The organism is Citrobacter sp. MGH106, assembly GCF_001037495.1.
Classification (GTDB): domain Bacteria; phylum Pseudomonadota; class Gammaproteobacteria; order Enterobacterales; family Enterobacteriaceae; genus Citrobacter; species Citrobacter murliniae.
This window is the reverse complement of the sequence record NZ_KQ089822.1, coordinates 1,426,868-1,447,035: the sequence shown is the minus strand read 5'-3', so window position 1 is coordinate 1,447,035 and position 20,168 is coordinate 1,426,868. Positions and strand designations below refer to the sequence as shown.

Below are 20,168 nucleotides of genomic sequence, written 5' to 3'. Positions count from 1 at the left end.
CCCCTACGTTTTACCATATAAGGTTTTTGTCTTACCGGTTGTTCGCAGGCGTAAATACCAGGAAAGCTCAGCCCAAAAACCTGGCATCCGTAATATCTGTCGCTGCACTTTTTTTGCATCCCGGCATAATTCCAGATTATTCGTAGTAGACACACCGCCCATAGAGAACTCTGACACCAGTCCGGTGATTTTTTTAAAAGAAAATCCGCACTTATATAATTTGGCAGCCAATGCATAATCTGAGGATATTTTATATTGCAAGTCATAACGCCAGACATTCAATCCGCTAACCGGAAAAAAAATCGCCTGATGGCTGGCCGGTAAGCTGTGATAGATATACCAGCCTGGTTTAGCCCGGCGTTTAATTTTATTACCATCACCGAAATCCAGTAACGCATCACCAATAACCATCGCGTTATCACTTTGCGCTTTCAGCTGACGAACAAACTTTGCGGCATCTGCATGTAGAACATCCCCGGAGTTAAGGAACAAAGCGAACCGCCCGCGCGCCAGCGCAATACCTTTATTCATCGCATCATAAATACCGTTATCCGGCTCGCTGACAAAGCGTAACCTGTGCTCTCCGTTAAGATCCTCAAGATACGCTGACGTACCGTCAGTGGAGCCACCATCAACGACAATCCACTCAAAGCTGATATCTCCCGCCTGCGCCAGGTGAGACAGTGACGCGTGAGTTTTGATAACCCCTTCCAAATTGCGAAAGGCGACGGTGATAATACTGAGCAGCATGTAAATTACCTCGCGATATTCAGCGCCTTGCGCAAAATAAACGGACACACAATTAAAAAAGCGTATTCCGGACTAAATACTGAACCGGTGAAAAACAACGACAGTGGCGTAAAAAGATAAAGCTGCACCCGATAATTCTGATTATCGCCAAACGCATTCAGCATCATTTTCATGACTGTCCCCATATACCAGAGGGCTAATATCACGGCAAACCATGAAAAATAGATAATCAACAAATACAAACCATTGTCTATCGTTTTACCTACATCCGCACCGTTAAAAATTCCGAATGACGCAACATACTCATAAAGTGAGCCGAATCTGACTACGCCATCAATATTCAGCAGAGAATAACCAACCATTACCAATGGGCCGACGATACGATAATACGATGACGAACCTTCTGTACCTAAATCTCCCAGACGCGTCGAGATGTATGGAAATGCAAATACCACTCCAATCAGAAACACGCTTAGTGAGATAATCGCCAACGGTAACTTCTTTTTTATCGCATCTTTATTCAAATACTGGAACACCCACTCCAGTAAATAAAACAAGATAAATGTCATCACCCCCGAAAACGATCCTGATAATATTACCCCTAACAGAATCATAGCATCGGACTTAGGCGTTTTGATACCAAACTGTTTGATACTGAGCCAAATTGAGATTAAGGCCAGAGCGAAAAATGCCGGTTCGAAATAGAGTGCGGTAGTACGTTTGCCACCAAACTTAATAAAGTTCAGAACATAACTATTGCTGTAAATAAGATATTTCGAAATAACTTCCATTACGCTACTGCTACCGCTCAGAATAATCTGTGTCATTTCAATCGCAGCAAGCCCCACCACCAGCCCTACTACCAGCCAAAAGGAACGTAAAATTTTCCGATAGTTATGCGGCGAAATCGTTTTGAACCGAATACTCCACACCATACCAATGATGATCACGGTATACACAAAAAGCATCGCGGAGGTGACATATTTGCTTGCATCCAGCGACTGACCGAACAGATAGTTAAATGCTGTCAGTCCTCCACCGACACCGAGCGCAATCAGCAACTTTTTGATATTGATGCGTTCAATAAACAGCAACAACAGAACCGGTAAAAAAGTGACGATCGTGACGGGAAAACTTTCTCCCAGTTGTGCAAGTTTGACATTAACCAGCAGATACAGCAGCGGTAACATCAGGTAGCTACAGATTCTGATAGAACGAGACATATTCCTCCAGCATCTGTTGCCCGCTGTATGCGGCCCGACTACGCTGGCTAAACGTCGCAAGCGAAGTAGCGAATACAGCCTGAGCTATTTCTGACTTATTCAGTTGTACCAGTCGCAGGACATCAGCGTCGCTGAACGTTTTTCCTCCCGATTTAGCCAGCACTTCCTGCGCTGCCTCGCTATGCGTGGCGATCACCGGCACACCGATAGATAGCGCTTCGCATAAAATCAACGGATAGTTATCAACCCGGGAACTGAATACCAACCCATCCATTTGATTAAGAGCACTCATTAACTTGCCCTTATCGGTTTCAAATCCGTGATTGGTTACGTTCACCCCGGTAAACGGCGAAAACTTACCGAAGGTATGTAGCTCTATCTTGTCGCCCAGCGCGACCATCTGGCGCACCAGTTGCTGGTTCGTTTTACCGTCATAGCGCAAGTCGTGAGCCACTACTGCAATTTTCGGTCTGCCTTGATGTTCCATTGCCTGTGGCAGGTCAGAGAGAATGGCTTCCGTTGCAATATCAATCCCGTTATTAATAATGCGGCAGCGTCCTGTGCCGTACAGGTGGTTAAACGCATCGGCTACATGCTGACTGGGAGAGATGAACTGGCAGCCTAACGCCAGCATGGCGCGAAACATCTGTCGTTTGCCGGGCAGTTGTTGGTGCGCCTTATCGACTTTTACTGGGGGATAGTTGGTCAGCGTTGGGCATTTCTGACAGTCAGTTTTCCAGCCCTCACAGCCGTCGGTAAAGGCACAGCGACCGGTGACACTCCAGTGATCATGTAGTGTCCAGACGAAGGTGATATCGGGTTTATGCAACTTCACCTTTTGGCAAAACGCCACTACCTCTTCCAGATTCAGCCAGTAGCTGTGCAGCACATGAAAATGCAGCACCAGTGGACCAGATGTACGGGTAACTGTGCGGTACAAATTATCGAGATTGCCAAACAGGTCGCGGTTAGCCAGACGAAACAGCGCAATATTCGCCGCCGACGTCAGACGTGGCGTGTGCTTAATCACGTGTGGATAGTTGTCGTGGCTGATACTTCTCTTGCCGCCTTTGCCATAACCATACACAAAACGCGACGACAACCCTTTATCCAGCGCGCGCAGGTGCAGATCCAAAGCTACCCCTGCTGCCCCTCCTTCTGCGAGTCGGACATTAAACTGTAATATATTCATTTCGTTGCCTTAACCCGTGCTTTTTCACCCACCACCAGCGCGTCGTCAGGAACGTCATCAAGTACAACGCTGCCTGCGCCAATCGTCACGTTATGACCAATGGTGATAGCGCCAAGCAGAATGACATTAGCCCCCAGCTCAACACCGTTACCAATCACCGGGCAGGCCATATCTTTTGCACCAACATTACCGATGGTAACGCCGTGGCGAAGGGTAAAATCGTCACCTGCCACTACATGTTTGTTGATAACTACCCCATAGCCATGATGGATGGTAAAACGACGACCGATAGTTGCTGCTGCCTGAATTTCATAGCCAAATACACATTCAGTGATAAGGCGATACATCACCAATATCGGTGCTGCCCACAAGTTGTTCAGCACGCTTTTTTTACGCCACACGGAGCAAAAATGAGCAATCCGATACGCCCCTACCATGCAGCAGGGACGCAGGCTCCAGCCGTTCGCTCGTAAATCTTCCAGCATATTTAACGCCCTCTCAGCCCGGCGGCCAGACGCTTGCTGTTACGCACTGAAAGTAACGTCAACAACGTGCGCCAGTTCATTCGTTTGTTACGGATCTGATAGAGAGTAAACAGCTGATATTTTTTGCTGGCCCGGTCAAATTTGCCTTTGTGCTTGCGGTAGAACTGGAAGTAACCGGAGAATTTTCGTGGTGATGATGTAATACGCATCTCGCCGTGATTAACATGCAGAATTTGCGTTGCCTCTTTTACCTTCCAGGGCTCGCCATACGCCACCACCATACGCAGGAAAATGTCGTAATCCTGTGCGGCTTTCAACGTTGTATCGAACAGGCACGCTTTAAAGCGCCAGGCCCAGGTAAAGACCTGATTACCAATAATGTTGCGCTTATAGAATTTACGTCGCGAGTACACGGACTTTGGGTAGAGCGGCAGACTGGCTGGCTGCGAATAGACCTCGCCTTCGCAGACATAGTCATTGGCATAGAGAAACGCACGAGTCACCAGTTGATGACGATATTTGAGGAAGACGCTCAAACGGTTTGGCGTCCACTCGTCGTCGTCATCAATACCCGTAATGTATTGCCCGCTGGCCTGCATAATGGCCTGATTGCGTACCGCGCATGCCCCGGAGTTAATGGCATTATGAATATAGGTAACACGTGGATCGTTCAGCTCATCGACAAACTGCTGCAACTGCTCCCAGGACGAAGAGCAATCATCCACAATGATCATCTCCCAGTGTGGATAGTCCTGGCGCAGCACCGATTTAATTGCCCGGATAGCCAGTTGCTGACGGTTCCAGGTCGGCATATAAATTGAAATTAGCGGGTTGTCTGTTGTCATTCTCATTCCCCAGATCGAGATACGTTTGTCGGCCAGATAAAGCGCGTTTATGCCACCTACCGGCACCGTTCATTACTTACTTCGAATCCGACATGTACTCATATTCGTAGTAGCCGTAATCCTGGTATCCACTGGCGCGACGGAAGATAGAGTTGAGGATCACCCCTTTCACCTGAATGCCGTTTTGTTCAAAGCGGCTCAGGCTGGTTTCGACTTCTTTCAGGGTGTTGACGGCATAACGGGCGACCATCAGCGTAGTGCCGGCATGACGTCCCACAATCGCCGCATCGGTCACTGCCAGTATTGGCGGGGTATCGATGAGCACCAGATCATAGTTCGAGCTTGCCCAGGCCATCAGTTCGCCAAAGCGTTCACTCATCAAAAGTTCTGAAGGATTCGGTGGAACCTGTCCGCGCGGGACCAGATCAAAATTCGCGATTGAGGTTGGTTTTGCACAGGACGAGAGGTCACTCTTACCAATGAGGAGATCGGACAGACCATTGACGTTATTGGTCCCGAGCAGTTCGTGCGTATAGCCTTTGCGCATATCGCAGTCGATCAGCAGAACGCGTTTGTGGGTCTGACTAATGACCGCCGCCAGGTTGGCGCAGACAAACGTTTTCCCAATTGACGGGCTGACCCCGGTAAGCATCAGCACATTGTTGCGCGCCTGCATCATGGCAAAATGCAGGCTGGTACGCAGGCTGCGTACTGCTTCTATCGCCAGGTCGGTCGGATTCCCCACCGCCAACAGCTGACTTTGTTTGTAACGCTTAACACCTTTAATGGTTTTGACGCTATCACGTGCTTTTTGCCACTCAGAAAGAGGAATACTGGCATATACACTGATACCGTTCTCTTCCAACACCTGAGGATTCTCGATCCCACGATTAAACAGAGAACGCAGCAGAACGCCAACAACTGAAAGCATCAGGCCAAGGATAATGCTACCGAGAATTATCAGCGCAGTTTTCGGTTTCAGTACGCCAGGCTGAGCAATGGCGGGGTCAACAATACGAACATCACCTACCGTACTGGCTTCGGTTATCTTCAGCTCCTGCTGTTTGTTCAGTAACTGCATATAAACCTGCTGACCAGACTCAACATCGCGGGTCAGGCGGACAATTTCCTGCTGCGTTTTCGGCATTGCGGTCACGCGCCCGTTCAGTTTGCTTTTCTCATCTTCCAGCGCCTGGCGTTTTTCCAGCAGCGTGCGATACGCCGGGTGCGCTTTGGTGAACAGTTTGGAAATTTCAGCTTCTTTGAACGTCAGTTCATTCAACTGAGCATCAATATTCACCATCGAATCCAGTACCGCTTTCGCCTCCAGCGGAAGATCTACTGAGTCCTTATCCTGGCGAAACGCATTCAGTTTATTTTCCGCAACATCCAGGTCGTTACGCACCTCGGGCAGTTGCTTTGCCAGAAACGCCAGGCTTTTGGCCGCCTCTTCAGATTTACGCGCCACGTTTTGTTCCAGGTAGTTACGGGTAATACTGTCGAGGATCTGGCGGATCTGCTCCCGGTCTTCACCGGTAAATGTCAGGCTCAATACGCCGGTGTCTTTCCCGGTTTCAGTGACGCTCAGGTTATTTTGCAGGGTATTGATCATCCCAAGCGTGGAAAATTTACTGATGGTGAATTCGCTCTCGGGACTGGCATGAATTGCCTGGACCTGCATCGTAACCCCATCGTGGTTTAACAACTTTCCGACCTGCCCCCGGGCGCTAAAACCCCCGTCGCTCGTCAGTTGGTAACTTTTGGCATTCAGCACGGTCAGCGTAAAGATCTGTTCATTCATCGGCTTTGGAAAAGTGAATGTCGTCACTTTGACCGTTTCGTTCTGGCGGCCCATGAGTCGCTCCCAGCCCGCGCCGAAAATGGGAAACGTATTTTTGGTGACGGCGATATCCAAATCGAGATCGTCCACCGTTTTACCCAATACCAGTCGCGACTGGATAAGCTGGATTTCGGCTTCAGAAGCCGGGGGCTTGTTCGATAACGCTGAACCAATATCCTGAACCAGCGAGTTACCGGTATTTTGCTCAATTTGCACCAGAGCATCAGCACTGTAGATAGGGGTGGCAAACAAGGTGTAGATCGCAGCACACAGCGCAAAAGCAGTGGTTATGCCAAGCACCCACCAACGCGCTTCTATAACCGTCCCCACCAGACGACCGATATCGATTTCATCGTTGCCTGTTACCGGCGTGGCAGACTGTTTTATATTTTCCGTCATTGTTTATCCTGCTCCGCGTTCAGCGCCTTAGCCCATTGGCGGGCAGACCGTTCAAGTAATGCGTATACCGAGTCAAATGCTTCGTGGCTTTTGCGATAGGGATCGGGGATTTCACGCTCACCGTCCCAGTGACCAAAAAGCATCACTTTGCCCCGCATCTCCGGCACCATTTCACACAGAGCTGTAATGTGGCGCTTTTCCATGGTCAGGATCAGGTCATACTCCCGACACATTCGCCCCGAAATTTGACGCGCGCTATGATTTGCAAGAGACAGGTCGTGTGTCTGAGCCACGCTAATGGCTTTGGGATCCGCACCTTTGCCGACCAACGCGCCCAGGCCCGCGGAAGAGACCGTCAACGCCGGATGAAATTGCCTTAACAACCGTTCTGCCGTTGGGGAGCGGCAAATGTTCCCCACGCAAACGACTAATATCTTGTTAAACATGGCGATTACCAGTTGTGAAGGTCGCTGGCCGTATCCGTCATGTAACGAACACCGCTGATAGTCGGCAGCAACTGATTGATCAAACGGTTCCAGCGAGAAACCGGCGCGGTCGTGACATACACCACGTCGTATGGCTGAAGTCGGAAAGAGGTCGCCATCACCAGAGAGGTCGCATCTGACATATCCAGTTGGTAGATATTGGCAATTTTGCCGCTGCGTTCGCCCTCGCCTTTTAACGGTCGAATGACGAAGATACCGCTGGCATTGGAGGTGGTCAGGTCGATACCTTCCGCATTTCCCAGCGCTTCGGTAAGCGTCATCCCGCTGAAGTCCATTTTGAGGGTGCTCTGTTTTTTCACTTCCCCCATCACGAAGACTTTCAGATCGTCATTACGTGGGACAAACAGAATGTCGCCAGGATAGAGCAGACGGTTCTGGCTCAGATCGCCATTTTGCATCAGCGCCTGCAGGGAAATACGTTGCTCCTGTCCACTATGGGTGAGCACAACGTTACGCCAGTCTGCCGCCTCGGTCAGTCCACCGGCGGCGTTAATCGCATCAAGGATAGTTAACGGAACATTGGTGATGGCCTGCTGGCCGGATTTATTAACCTGCCCGGAGACATACGCCTTCTGCGAGCGGAAAGCAGCGATATTAACGTCCACCTGCGGGTCAGCAATGTACTTCGCCAGGCGCCCGGTAATATCACTACGAATTTCTGCCAACGTTTTCCCAACAACGCTCACTTTACCAATGTAGGGATAAAACATGGTGCCATCAGGTTGAACCCAGTTGCCGGTATCACTTGAGCTTCGGTATTGCCCCGCTGGCGTTGTGAGTTCTGGATGATCCCAGACGGTCACATTTAGTACATCACCTGCGCCGACCCGATACTGGTACCCCGAAATCTCCTGGTCCAGCGACATATTGGGTTGTGCAACATTCGGTCGTGGACGTAATTGCTCTACCAGTCGAGGGGTTAGTGGATAAACATTCACCATCCGATTGATATCAAAATCAGCATCCTGCTGTTTGATCACATCTTTACCCATCGTAGACATATTGCTGCCCGGAAGTACGGTACAACCGTTGATCAAGATTACCGATACCAATACTGGTATTAATCTAAGTTTGGATTTCATCATTGATTATTTATCACTTTGGCAGAGTAATTATCACGTGCATTCTAAATAGCGTCTTCACCTGTGCCATTTACATTGCCGTTAATTAAACGAAAATATAATCGGCATCAGTCCTAAAAAAATGAATTCGTCAGCAGTCTGTTGACAGATTAATTCAGGCTTATCGTCAGGCGACCAGGCACGCTACCGCCCCTGGCTTCTTTAGCTACCAATGCACTGATTAATTTATATTTTTCTCGCCCCTCTGTTTTCATCACTTTCATAGCAACAATGCAGCAGAAATAGCACTGCGGGGTGATATAGTAATATTTCTCTTTTGGTGATTACGGAAAGAATTGTTACAGCTAACGGTGTTACAGGCAAGAAAACAGCTCGTCGTCTCCTTGCTTTTAAGATTAATATTAAGGACGCAAAATTTATATTTTTAGGATTTTATTGATATTGACATTATCACTCTGCAATTACGTAACCTGCGATATTTCTTAAATATGTTAATATTTATAAAACTATATCCTGTAGTAAATTTAAGGCTATTATCTCGTGTCACTCCAGATATAAACGGCAGAGAAATCCCTTATCGCCATTGCATTTTCCGTCGGCTTTATCCATGATCGAATTGTGACAATTGTCATACAACTATGGGTATAGCTTTTACTATGGAATGGATTGCCGATCCGTCGATCTGGGCCGGACTCGTCACGCTAATCGTGATAGAACTTGTTCTTGGCATTGATAACCTCGTTTTTATTGCCATCCTCGCGGAAAAACTGCCTCCTGGCCAGCGGGACAAGGCGCGTATTACCGGACTATTGCTGGCGATGGTCATGCGCCTGCTGCTGCTGGCGTCAATATCCTGGCTGGTGACGCTGACCACGCCACTATTTAGCATCCGGGATCTGAGCTTCAGCGCACGTGACCTGATTATGCTATTCGGGGGATTCTTCCTGCTGTTCAAAGCCACAATGGAGCTTAACGAGCGACTGGAAGGAAAAGACAGCGATAACCCCACCCAGCGTAAAGGCGCTAAGTTCTGGGGAGTCGTGGCGCAAATTGTGGTACTGGATGCCATTTTCTCTCTGGACTCAGTGATCACCGCCGTGGGGATGGTCGATCACCTGGCGGTTATGATGGCGGCTGTCATTATTGCTATTAGCCTGATGGTGCTGGCCAGCAAGTCGTTGACCCGTTTTGTAAACAGCCATCCAACCATCGTCATCTTGTGCCTTAGCTTCCTGCTGATGATCGGTTTCAGCCTGGTCGCAGAAGGGTTTGGCTTCCATATTCCGAAAGGCTATCTGTACGCCGCTATCGGGTTCTCGGTCATGATAGAAGCGCTGAACCAGTTAGCTATCTTTAACCGCCGTCGTTTCCTGTCAGCCAACCATACTTTGCGCCAGCGTACTGCCGAGGCGGTTATGCGCCTGCTAAGTGGACAAAAAGAAGACGCCGAACTGGATGCAGAAACCTCTGCTATGCTGGCGGATCATCACGACGGCCAGATTTTTGCCCCGCAGGAGCGCCGGATGATCGAGCGCGTACTGAACCTGAATCAGCGTACCGTCAGCAGCATCATGACTTCACGTCATGATATTGAGCATATCGATCTCAATGCTCCTGAAACAGAAATCCGCGCGTTACTGGAGAAAAACCAGCATACGCGCCTGGTTGTGACCGGAGAAGACGAGCAGGAAGATCTGCTTGGCGTGGTGCATGTGATTGACCTTCTGCAACAATCGCTACGTGGCGAGCAACTCGACTTACGCGTCCTGATCCGCCAGCCGTTGGTATTCCCGGAGACACTGCCGTTGCTTCCAGCGCTGGAGCAGTTCCGTAACGCCCGGACGCACTTTGCTTTTGTGGCTGATGAGTTTGGTTCGGTTGAAGGGATCGTGACACTGAGTGATGTAATGGAAACCATCGCCGGTAACTTGCCTAATGAGGTGGAAGAGATCGACGCCCGACATGATATTCAGAAGAATGCCGATGGGTCATGGACAGCTAACGGACATATGCCACTGGAGGACCTGGTGCAATACGTTCCTATTCCACTGGACGATAAACGTGAGTATCACACGATTGCCGGGCTGTTAATGGAGTATTTGCAACGCATTCCAAAAACCGGGGAGGAAGTTCAGGTTGGTGATTACCTGCTGAAAACCTTGCAGGTAGAAAACCATCGAGTGCAAAAAGTACAGTTAATACCGTTGCACAATAATGAAGAAGAGATGGATTACGAAGTGTAGGTAACGTGTTGTAAGTCGGACAAGACGTAAGACATCTTGTCCGACAATACAAATCAGAGTTTATCGAGCAGCTTTTTAACGTCCTTGCCGTTGCGGGAGTCTTTATTGCGATCGGCCCAGTCATTCAACCGGCGTTTCGCTTCATCCTGCATGTGCTTACGCAGAAGCTGGTCTACCTGCAGGTTGTAGTTTAAAGCCTGCCACTTACCGTAGACCCTAAGCGGAATGGGAGTGGCTTTCAGGAAATCAATCAGTTTGCTTTCCCCATTCCAGCCGCCCAGCACGCGTACGTTAAACTGTGTATCACAGTTCTGTTCAACCAGATCTAACGTGCCTTTACCTGAAAGTGCCAGCATCGCGGACTGCCCTTCCATGTCGTCCAGCATAACCTTGCCGTTACTCAGCGTCAGATCGGTAACAAAACGATCCAGCCGGGTGACATTGTCCAGATCTTGCTGCGATGTTACATCACCGCCGCTGCGCTCAACCGCCTGCTGCACCAGTTGCTGGAAGTTCATCCCTTCCATACGCGTGTCGCTCATCTCGACGCTGGCCTGCCCCTGCCAGTGGTGACGAAATGCCTGAGCGTCAATATCTGAACCTGAAAAATCGCCAGTCAGCGACAGCTTGCCCGTCAGCGCAATCGGATAGTCAAAGGCTTTGAGGATAGTCCCAATTTCTACATTTTCCAGACGTGGATGAAAGACCGCTCGCGGCTGAGTCTTTCTGGCATCCAGCGTACCGGGAAGTGAGATAATCCCACCATTGCTTTTTCCCTGTAACTCATCAATGTTCAGCAATCCGGAGTCGTTAGATATCTTCGCGGAAACATTATCAAAGGCCATTTTCCGCCAGAGAACCTTGTCCGCCTGCAATGTAATATCCGCAGAAAACCCCTTCAGTCCTTGATAAGATACGGCATCAACCTGCGAGGCGATGACCGGTCGAGCCAGCGTCGATTGACTCTGTCCCTGTTGCGCCCCACCGTTTGTTACAGCAGCGGCATCCTGTTGCACAATCAGGTTGTCGAGATTGAGCTGACCAAATCGCAGGTCGACCGACCATTCCGGCTTATCCGCCAGCGCGACCATAGCCTGCCCAGTCAGAGAGCTGTCATTAGCCGTCATCTTAATCTGGCTAAATGCGAGCTGTTTTTTATCTTCCTGCCATTGAGCCTGAAGCTGCCCCTGGCCGCGAATCCCCTGCTGCGGCAGGTCGGCGCCCTGTAACTGCCAGCTAAGCTGCTCAATATTAGCCGCGAGATTGTGCGGATAATCAGAAGCATCTACGGTGCCGCTAAGGGATAACGCAAGATCACGCTGATCGCGGTTCACGCGTCCGGTGAAGTCGAACGTACCGCGATGCTGGGCATCCTGTTCCATATTCAGGTGAATGTCACGAACCGTAATCTGTTCATCGTCTTCATGCTGAAATACCAGAACGCTGTCAGCAACCCGCAGACGAGCGATATCAAACGACCATCCGCGATCGTCTGCCAGATCAGGAAACGTATTATCTTTCGGAGCTACGGGCGCATCTTCTCCGCGCACCGCTTCGGTTTGTGGGGTCAGTTGGATCACAGCACCTTTGAGCATCACCTGCTTAACATCAAGCTGATGGCTCAGTAACGGCCACAACGCCACATCAAGACGCATATTGTCGGCACGTACCAGCGGTTCGCTGGCACCCTCAGCCGTTAACACCATGCGCCCGGAGAGGATGCTTAGCTGAGGCCATACATGCCAGCGCAAAGGACCATCCAACTGCAACTGATATCCGCTACGCGCAGCAACCTGCTTTACCATGTACGCGCGGAAATCATTCGGATTAACCAACAGTACTAACGCGGAAAAACCGGCCACCAGCACGACCAGAAGAATCATCAGCGTCGTCAGAAATCGTCTCATGCTATCCCCAATGGACTGACAAATACTCAGTCTTTATCAATCCGGCTGGCTACAGCGCCCTGCTGGTCGCGATATTTCGCATCCTGACGACGATTGTAAGGTCGCGCAGCCGGACCGGAAAGCGGCTCAAAACTCAGCGCGCCAATCGGCATGCCGGGGCGCAGGGCCAACGGTAATTTCCCGGAGTTGTAAAATTCCAGAACAATGCAACCCGACCAGCCCGGATCGATGCGGTGTGCAGTAACGTGTACCATCAGACCCAGACGCGCCAGTGACGAACGTCCGTCTAACCAGCCAACGAGATCGGATGGCAGCGTGACGGACTCCAGAGTGACAGCCAGTGCTAATTCACCCGGATGCAGGAAAAACGCCTCACCATCATCGAGAACGATTTCATCACTCATCACGCGATCCAGCGCGGCACTGACTTCATCCTTCGGTCCGCTCAAATCAATATACGGTGCCGTATGACCGCGGAACGTACGAAATTTGTTTCCAAGGCGCACATCTACCGTTGCGCCATTGATTCGCTCGACAGGAGGGCGTGGATTGATCGACAGACGACCTTCATCCAACCAGGCTTCAATATCTCGGTCACATAAACGCATGGCACTTTCTCCTTTCGTGCTTCAACCCCTTAACACCAGACGTGCTAAGGGTGAACCAGGTTATCACTGAACGGTACACAATTCGCTGAACTTATTCAAAGAACTGACTGATTTTCGCCTTCAGAATATCAATTGCGATGCGGTTTTTACCCCCACGCGGCACGATGATATCGGCGTATTGTTTTGAAGGTTCAATAAATTGCAGGAACATCGGACGGACGGTTTTTTGGTATTGCGCCATCACCGAATCCATGGAGCGGCCTCGCTCATTCACGTCCCGTTTGATACGACGCATCAGGCAAATGTCCAGTGGTGTATCAACAAAAATAGAGAAGTTCATCTCGTCACGCAAACGTGCATCCGTCAGCAGCAGAATGCCTTCCAGGATAATCACTTTCTTTGGTTCAATATGAATGGTGTCTTGCGTACGCGTGTGCTCAACATAGCTGTAAACGGGTAATTCAATCGCCGACCCGCGTTTAAGCGTTTGAAGATGCTGAAACAGCAGGCTGTGATCCATCGCGTTCGGATGATCGTAATTCGTTTTTACACGTTCTTCCATCGACAGATGGCTTTGATCTTTGTAATAACTGTCTTCGGGAATAACGCCAATATGTTCGTCACCCACTTGTTCGCGCAATTCGCGATAAAGAGTACTGGCAATAAGACTCTTGCCGGAAGCCGATGCGCCGGCAATGCCGATAATGACGCACTGATGAGACTGATCAGTCATAAATTTAGCGACCTGATTAACCTGGATGTAAGGAAGGGCGGCGTCGAAACGCCAAACGCGGCAATTATAGGGATTTCATTGGCGCGATGCCAGCCCAGGCTGCACCAATGCTGTCCCTGTCGCAAATTAAAATGGTCAGTTTTAAAGCAGGCACGCCATTTATTCTCCCGCCTTATGAATTAATAGCTTGGGAGTGTTAATTTATGAGCAGCTGGCGTATAAATTGTAAATTGTTTGTACTAGCATAATCTCAGATTAAACAGTACGCGCCCGGCATCTCCTCCAGGGCGACATCAGCTATTTGGGTAGAGTGGTAATGAGTAAACAATCCCAACATGTTTTAGTTACCTTACCTCATCCTCTACTGCGCCTGGCCAGTTTAGGTCTGGTGGCTTTTGTCTTTACGCTGTTCTCTCTGGAGCTATCACGCTTCGGAACGCAGCTGGCACCGCTTTGGTTCCCCACCTCTATCATGATGGTGGCATTTTACCGTCATGCGGGACGAATGTGGCCCGGGATTGCACTGGCTTGCTCCTTCGGTAGCATCGGTGCGTCTTTGCTATTTTTCCCTGGCGAGTCACTTAATTTTACCTACACGGCCATCAATATTATTGAGGCAATCACTGGCGCAATGTTATTGCGCAAACTGTTACCCTGGTACAATCCATTACAAAATCTTAATGACTGGTCACGCCTGGCATTCGGTAGCGCCGTCGTCCCGCCGCTGGTTGGCGGCGTTTTAATGTGGCTGCTCCTCCCAGGCGAAACATCGCTAAATACGTTTCTCATTTGGGTTCTGTCAGAATCCATCGGCGCCCTCGCGCTGGTCCCATTAGGTTTGCTGTTTAAGCCTCATTATCTGCTGCGCCATCGCGATCCCCGTTTACTGTTTGAGACTCTCATCACCCTGCTGGTGACCTTAACATTAAGCTGGCTCTCCATGATGTACGTTCCATGGCCGTTTACCTGCGTTATCGTTCTGCTGATGTGGAGCGCCGTTCGTCTACCACGTATGGAGGCGTTTTTGATTTTCCTGAGCACAGTCATGATGGTTTCGCTGATGCTCGCCGCTAACCCATCGCTGCTCTACACACCAAAAACGCACATTATGACGAGCATACCGTGGTTGCCGTTTTTAATGATTCTGTTGCCTGCCAACATGATGACCATGGTGATGTACGCATTCCGGGCTGAACGAAAACACATCTCTGAAAGCGAATCACGCTTCCGTAATGCTATGGAATACTCGGCGATAGGCATGGCACTGGTCGGTACTGAAGGACAATGGCTTCAGGCAAATAAAGCCCTGTGCCAGTTTCTTGGCTATAGCCAGGATGAGCTGAGAGCGTTGACCTTCCAGCAGTTGACATGGCCGGAAGATTTGAACAATGACCTGGAACAGTTGAATATGCTGTCTCGTGGGGAAATCAATAGTTACTCCATGGAGAAACGCTATTACACTCGCGCAGGCGAAGTTGTCTGGGCGTTGCTGGCCGTTTCGTTGGTTCGCCATAGTGATAACACCCCACTCTACTTTATTGCGCAGGTTGAGGACATCAACGACCTGAAGCACACGGAGTGGATAAATAAACGACTGATGGAACGTATTACGCTGGCAAATGAGGCGGGCGGCATTGGTATCTGGGAATGGGATCTGCAGCCTGACGTGATCAGTTGGGATAAACGCATGTTCGATCTCTACGAAGTTCCTGCGCATATCAAACCAACCTGGCAAGTCTGGTACAACTGCGTCGTTCCTGAAGATCGTGAGTACGCCGAAAATGTGATTCGCGATTCGCTTGCGGCGCGGATCCCTTTCAAGCTCGAATACCGTATCGCGGTAAAAGACGGCGTGCGCCATATTCGCTCGCTGGCTAATCGGGTGCTGAACAAAGACGGTGAAGTTGAACGCTTACTCGGCATTAATCTGGATATGACCGAAGTGAAGCAACTGCATGAAGAGCTTTATCAGGAAAAAGAGCGTTTGCATATTACGCTCGATTCCATCGGCGAAGCAGTGATTTGTATTGACGTTAATATGAACGTCACCTTTATGAATCCAGTTGCCGAAAAAATGAGCGGCTGGCAGCAGGAAAGCGCAATAGGTATTCCATTGCTGACAGTGCTACGCATCACCTTTGGTGAAAACGGTCCGCTCATGGAAAACATCTACAGTGCCGACATGTCACGTTCGGCAATAGAGCAAGAGGTGGTCCTGCATTGTCGTAACGGCAGTAGTTACGATATTCAGTACAGCATCACCCCGCTCAGCACTCTTGACGGCGGTAGTATTGGTTCCGTACTGGTGATTCAGGACGTCACTGAGTCACGTAAAATGTTACGTCAACTCAGCTACAGCGCCTCGCATGATGACCTGACCAATCTTGCCAACAGAGTCAGTTTCGAGAACCATCTGAAACAATTACTGTACACCGTACAGGACTCACACCAGCGTCATGTACTGGTCTTTATCGATCTGGATCGTTTTAAAGCAGTGAACGATAGCGCTGGACACGCCGCAGGCGATGCCCTGCTGCGCGAGTTGTCTTCACTGATGCTCAGTATGCTGCGCTCCAGCGACGTACTGGCACGTCTTGGCGGCGATGAGTTCGGTCTGTTACTACCGGATTGCAATATTGAAAGCGCACGCTTCATCTCGGGCCGTATCATTAGCGCCATCAACGATTATCACTTTATGTGGGAAGGCCGCTTACATCGTATTGGTGCCAGTGCAGGGATCACGCTGATTGATGAAAAAAACCATGTCGCGACCGAGGTCATGTCTCAGGCAGATATTGCCTGCTACGCAGCGAAAAACAGTGGTCGTGGGCGAGTATGCGTGTACGAGCCAGAGCAGAGTCAAACGCATGGTACACGAGGGCTGCTCTTGCCAGATGAACAGAAACAGATTATTACCCACAACCCGATACTCATGGTTGCCAGGGGTGTCGCATCCCCGCGCATTCCTGAGACATTTAGCTTCTGGCTTCTCTCACTACGTCTATGGAATAACGACGGCGAAGTCATCGAAGAACAGACCTTCCGCGCCGGTCTGGCAGATCCCATACTCAATCATGCGCTCGATCGGCGGGTATTTAATGAGTTTTTCTCTCATTCCGCCTCAGCTGTCGCCAGCAAAGGACTCAGTATTGCCCTGCCGCTTTCCGCCGCCGGACTGCTAAATTCGGAGATTGTGGATGAACTGTTGGAGCATCTGGAACAGAGTTCGCTGCCGCCACGGTTACTGCATCTGACCATCCCGGTGGGAGTGATGAATACGCATCCTACACAGGCCGTATCAGCAATCCATCGCCTACGTCATGCAGGCTGTCGTATTATTTTAAGTCAGGCAGGTCGGGACTTAGAGGTCTTTGACAACCTCAAGTATCACGTAGCCGATTACCTTTTGCTCGACAGCGAACTAAGCGCCAGCGCTCACGGTAATCTGATGGATGAAATGTGGGTTTCCATTATACAGAGCCATGCACAGCGTCTTGATATCAAAACCATCGCTGGCCCGGTACAAATGCCACTTATCATGGATGCGCTTTCTGGCATCGGTATCGATATGATTTATGGCGATATCATTGCCGATGCCCAACCGCTGGATCTGTTACTCAACACCAGCAACTTTGCTATCAACTGACGGTTGCCAGCCTTCTGTATACCAGATATGCAACAGCGCATAGGAACGCCATGGCTTCCAGCGCTCTGCATATCGCCGGATTTGTGCAGGTGTCATGCCTGGAAAACGCTGTTTAATCAGGTAGTCATCTGGCAAAAAAATATCCTTCGCCTGCCATCCGCGCAGAGCAAAGTAGTTGGCAGTCCAGCGCCCAATTCCTGGAAAAGTTTGTAGATGCTTCACGCCTTGTTCAATATCAGACGGGGCAACAGATGCAAGCGTACCCTCCAGCGCGGACCGGGCCAGGTGGATCAACGCTTCAGCACGTTTCAGCGGCATACCTAACGCTTTCAGATGCAACGGATCGGCCGAGGCCAGCGCTTCAGGGAGGGGGAAACATACATACTCTGGAGCGTCTTCAAGTGTATCACCGTAGGCATGGGCAACTTTCGCCGTCAATTTTGCCGCCATCGTCACACTCACCAGTTGTCCTAAAATTGCCCGAACCCCCTGTTCGAAGGCATCGACCGATCCTGGTAGCCGCAGCCCGGGGCGAGCAGCCCCCAGATTACCCAATGCGCTGACAATATGTTGGGGACGGCAGGTAAGATCGAACAATCGCTCGATTTTCGCCAGACACTCGGAGGCCACGGGTTGTAACCCTGGACTCAACGTAATCTGCAGCAGGTTGGCTTCCGGATCAGGGGTGACGCTCACCAGGCCGCGATGCTCACCGATAGCCAGGCTTCTTTCATAATACAACTCCCCGACGGTTTCTACGCCATCCACCGCACGTGCGGCAAGAAACCCTAACATCCAGGGCCAGTCATAGGGTGGGTGCCAGCTCAGCGTTAACATCTGGTTTTCCTTTTTATTCAAACCTACAGCATAAACGGTATCCGAACGATGTGCCTTGCTTTCATATTCCAGTTGTCTGGACGGCAACATTTCGCTAAAGTCACGCCCCTTCTTCACTGGCATGGGGATTTTTACGGTGTTTATTGGTTTTGACTACGGTACGGCAAACTGTTCAGTGGCTGTAATGCGTGACGGGCAACCACAATTGCTCAAAATGGAAAATAACAGCACGCTACTCCCCTCTATGCTTTGCGCTCCAACGCGCGAAGCAGTAAGTGAATGGCTGTATCGCCATCATGATGTGCCAACAACAGATGACGAAACGCAGGCTCTGCTGCGTCGCGCGATGCGCTATAACCGCGAAGAAGACATTGATGTTAACGCCAACAGCGTGCAGTTTGGTCTGGCGTCGCTGGGTCAGTATATTGAGGATCCGGAAGAGGTTTACTTCGTTAAATCGCCTAAATCTTTTCTGGGTGCCAGCGGCCTGAAGCCACAGCAGGTTGCCCTGTTTGAAGATTTAGTCTGCGCAATGATGCTGCACATCCGCAACCAGGCGCAAAACCAGCTACCCGAAACCATCACCCAGGCTGTAATTGGCCGTCCGATAAACTTTCAGGGGTTAGGCGGTGATGACGCCAACACTCAGGCCCAGGGCATTCTTGAGCGCGCGGCAAAACGTGCTGGTTTCAAGGATGTGGTCTTTCAGTACGAACCAGTAGCAGCGGGTCTGGATTACGAAGCTACATTGCAAGAAGAAAAGCGCGTACTGGTTGTGGATATCGGCGGCGGTACCACTGACTGCTCGTTACTGCTGATGGGACCACAATGGCACCACCGAGCCGATCGTGAAAACAGTTTGCTGGGGCACAGCGGATGCCGCGTAGGCGGTAACGACCTGGACATTGCGCTGGCATTTAAACATCTGATGCCGTTGCTCGGCATGGGTGGAGAAACAGAAAAGGGCATCGCTTTACCCATTCTTCCGTGGTGGAACGCAGTCGCGATCAACGATGTTCCCGCACAAAGTGATTTCTATAGTACCGCCAACGGACGGTTGTTAAACGATCTGATCCGCGATGCTCGCGAAGCTGACAAAGCGGCTCTGCTGCTTAAAGTCTGGCGCGAGCGCCTGAGCTATCGCCTGGTGCGCTGTGCAGAAGAGAGCAAGATTGCGCTGTCGGGCCAGACAAACATCACTACAGCACTCCCGTTTATCAGCGATGCACTGGCAACGGCTATCAGCCAGCAGGGGCTGGAAACGGCGCTGAATCAGCCCCTGGCGCGTATTCTGGAACAGGTACAACTGGCCCTGGATAATGCACAGGAAAAACCGGATGTCATTTATCTGACCGGCGGTAGTGCCCGTTCACCGTTGATTAAAAAAGCCCTTGCAGAACAGCTTCCAGGGATCCCGATCGCCGGTGGTGATGATTTTGGCTCTGTCACCGCGGGACTGGCTCGCTGGGCGGAAGTGGTTTTCCGCTAAGTGGCTCGCAGGCTGAAAAGCACGCGTATTGACATCATCACTACTGTGGCTTATTTTCAGGAGTGAGGGTTAGGGAAGGTTTCCCTTCCACCTGGTGTCTTAGTAAGCCGGTAAGCTAATCACTAAGAGTATCACCAGTATGATGACGTGCTTCATCATAACCCTTTCCTTATTTTGGCCCCTTCCTCGGGAGGGGCTTTCCCGTTCCAGCGTCCCGCTGAAATCTTTGGCTTTCCTCCTTTTTGCCGTGCCAGCACTCTAACGCACAATGACGTAATCGCTATTTTCACCGCTGATTGTTGCGTAATGCCTCGCAAGCCGCGTCAGCATTCAGACGAATCCCTACAGTGTTTCATAATTCCTCCATTTTTCTCCCTTGTTCG

At 50.3% G+C, this 20,168-nt stretch carries 16 protein-coding genes; 3 read left to right on the top strand and 13 right to left on the bottom strand.

The genetic code is table 11. The annotated features are described in order from the left end of the window. Window positions 1-3: 3 nt before the first annotated feature. From wcaE to SK36_RS06675, 8 genes are all read right to left on the bottom strand, one after another. Window positions 4-750 carry a colanic acid biosynthesis glycosyltransferase WcaE gene (gene wcaE / locus SK36_RS06710; protein ID WP_045444703.1) on the bottom strand — a complete coding sequence of 249 codons (747 nt, stop codon included), beginning with the start codon at window positions 748-750 and terminating at the stop codon, window positions 4-6. 5 nt (window positions 751-755) lie between these two features. After that, the gene (gene wcaD / locus SK36_RS06705; RefSeq protein WP_045444705.1) at window positions 756-1,973 is read right to left on the bottom strand and encodes a colanic acid polymerase WcaD; all 1,218 of its coding nucleotides are present in this window, start codon (window positions 1,971-1,973) and stop codon (window positions 756-758) included. Then, window positions 1,948-3,165 (bottom strand): colanic acid biosynthesis glycosyltransferase WcaC, encoded by a 1,218-nt coding sequence (wcaC, locus tag SK36_RS06700; RefSeq protein ID WP_048221099.1) that lies wholly within the window; start codon window positions 3,163-3,165, stop codon window positions 1,948-1,950. Before wcaC ends, wcaD begins: the two co-directional genes overlap by 26 nt. Beyond that, a complete protein-coding gene (gene wcaB / locus SK36_RS06695; protein WP_048221098.1) occupies window positions 3,162-3,650 on the bottom strand; it encodes a colanic acid biosynthesis acetyltransferase WcaB in 489 nt (162 codons plus the stop codon). The genes wcaC and wcaB overlap by 4 nt, the downstream gene beginning before the upstream one ends. Window positions 3,651-3,652: 2 nt before the next feature. After that, window positions 3,653-4,495: a colanic acid biosynthesis glycosyltransferase WcaA gene (gene wcaA / locus SK36_RS06690; protein WP_048221097.1), complete on the bottom strand. Its 843-nt coding sequence runs from the start codon at window positions 4,493-4,495 to the stop codon at window positions 3,653-3,655. Window positions 4,496-4,571: 76 nt separating this feature from the next. Then, entirely contained in the window at window positions 4,572-6,734 is a 2,163-nt protein-coding gene (gene wzc, locus SK36_RS06685; RefSeq protein WP_048221096.1) for a tyrosine-protein kinase Wzc, read from the bottom strand. Then, window positions 6,731-7,180 carry a low molecular weight protein-tyrosine-phosphatase Wzb gene (gene wzb, locus SK36_RS06680; protein ID WP_045444719.1) on the bottom strand — a complete coding sequence of 150 codons (450 nt, stop codon included), beginning with the start codon at window positions 7,178-7,180 and terminating at the stop codon, window positions 6,731-6,733. The genes wzc and wzb overlap by 4 nt, the downstream gene beginning before the upstream one ends. Window positions 7,181-7,185: 5 nt before the next feature. Continuing rightward, window positions 7,186-8,325: a polysaccharide export protein gene (locus tag SK36_RS06675; protein ID WP_045444723.1), complete on the bottom strand. Its 1,140-nt coding sequence runs from the start codon at window positions 8,323-8,325 to the stop codon at window positions 7,186-7,188. Between the two features lie 653 nt (window positions 8,326-8,978). On the opposite strand from SK36_RS06675, the gene SK36_RS06670 reads away from it, so the two are divergent. Beyond that, the gene (locus SK36_RS06670) at window positions 8,979-10,565 is read left to right on the top strand and encodes a TerC family protein (RefSeq protein WP_045444726.1); all 1,587 of its coding nucleotides are present in this window, start codon (window positions 8,979-8,981) and stop codon (window positions 10,563-10,565) included. Window positions 10,566-10,618: 53 nt separating this feature from the next. Here the strand turns inward: SK36_RS06670 and asmA are convergent, their stop codons facing one another. The 3 genes from asmA to udk form a co-directional block, all read right to left on the bottom strand. Beyond that, on the bottom strand, window positions 10,619-12,472 hold the full coding sequence (asmA, locus tag SK36_RS06665) for an outer membrane assembly protein AsmA (protein WP_048221095.1): 1,854 nt from the start codon (window positions 12,470-12,472) through the stop codon (window positions 10,619-10,621). Between the two features lie 26 nt (window positions 12,473-12,498). Next, window positions 12,499-13,080 carry a dCTP deaminase gene (dcd, locus tag SK36_RS06660; protein ID WP_045444731.1) on the bottom strand — a complete coding sequence of 194 codons (582 nt, stop codon included), beginning with the start codon at window positions 13,078-13,080 and terminating at the stop codon, window positions 12,499-12,501. Window positions 13,081-13,171: 91 nt separating this feature from the next. Further along, window positions 13,172-13,813: a uridine kinase gene (udk, locus tag SK36_RS06655; RefSeq protein ID WP_003036776.1), complete on the bottom strand. Its 642-nt coding sequence runs from the start codon at window positions 13,811-13,813 to the stop codon at window positions 13,172-13,174. Window positions 13,814-14,129: 316 nt separating this feature from the next. On the opposite strand from udk, the gene SK36_RS06650 reads away from it, so the two are divergent. Then, a complete protein-coding gene (locus tag SK36_RS06650) occupies window positions 14,130-17,459 on the top strand; it encodes a diguanylate cyclase (RefSeq protein ID WP_048221094.1) in 3,330 nt (1,109 codons plus the stop codon). On the opposite strand, the gene alkA is transcribed toward SK36_RS06650, so the two are convergent. Further along, window positions 17,427-18,296: a DNA-3-methyladenine glycosylase 2 gene (alkA, locus tag SK36_RS06645; RefSeq protein WP_048222613.1), complete on the bottom strand. Its 870-nt coding sequence runs from the start codon at window positions 18,294-18,296 to the stop codon at window positions 17,427-17,429. The genes SK36_RS06650 and alkA overlap by 33 nt on opposite strands. A gap of 136 nt (window positions 18,297-18,432) precedes the next feature. Between alkA and yegD the strand changes: the two genes are divergently transcribed. Beyond that, window positions 18,433-19,785 carry a molecular chaperone gene (yegD, locus tag SK36_RS06640; RefSeq protein WP_048221093.1) on the top strand — a complete coding sequence of 451 codons (1,353 nt, stop codon included), beginning with the start codon at window positions 18,433-18,435 and terminating at the stop codon, window positions 19,783-19,785. A 99-nt stretch (window positions 19,786-19,884) separates the two neighbouring features. Here the strand turns inward: yegD and SK36_RS24615 are convergent, their stop codons facing one another. Continuing rightward, window positions 19,885-19,944 carry a type I toxin-antitoxin system Ibs family toxin gene (locus SK36_RS24615; RefSeq protein ID WP_136345439.1) on the bottom strand — a complete coding sequence of 20 codons (60 nt, stop codon included), beginning with the start codon at window positions 19,942-19,944 and terminating at the stop codon, window positions 19,885-19,887. Window positions 19,945-20,168: the final 224 nt, after the last annotated feature.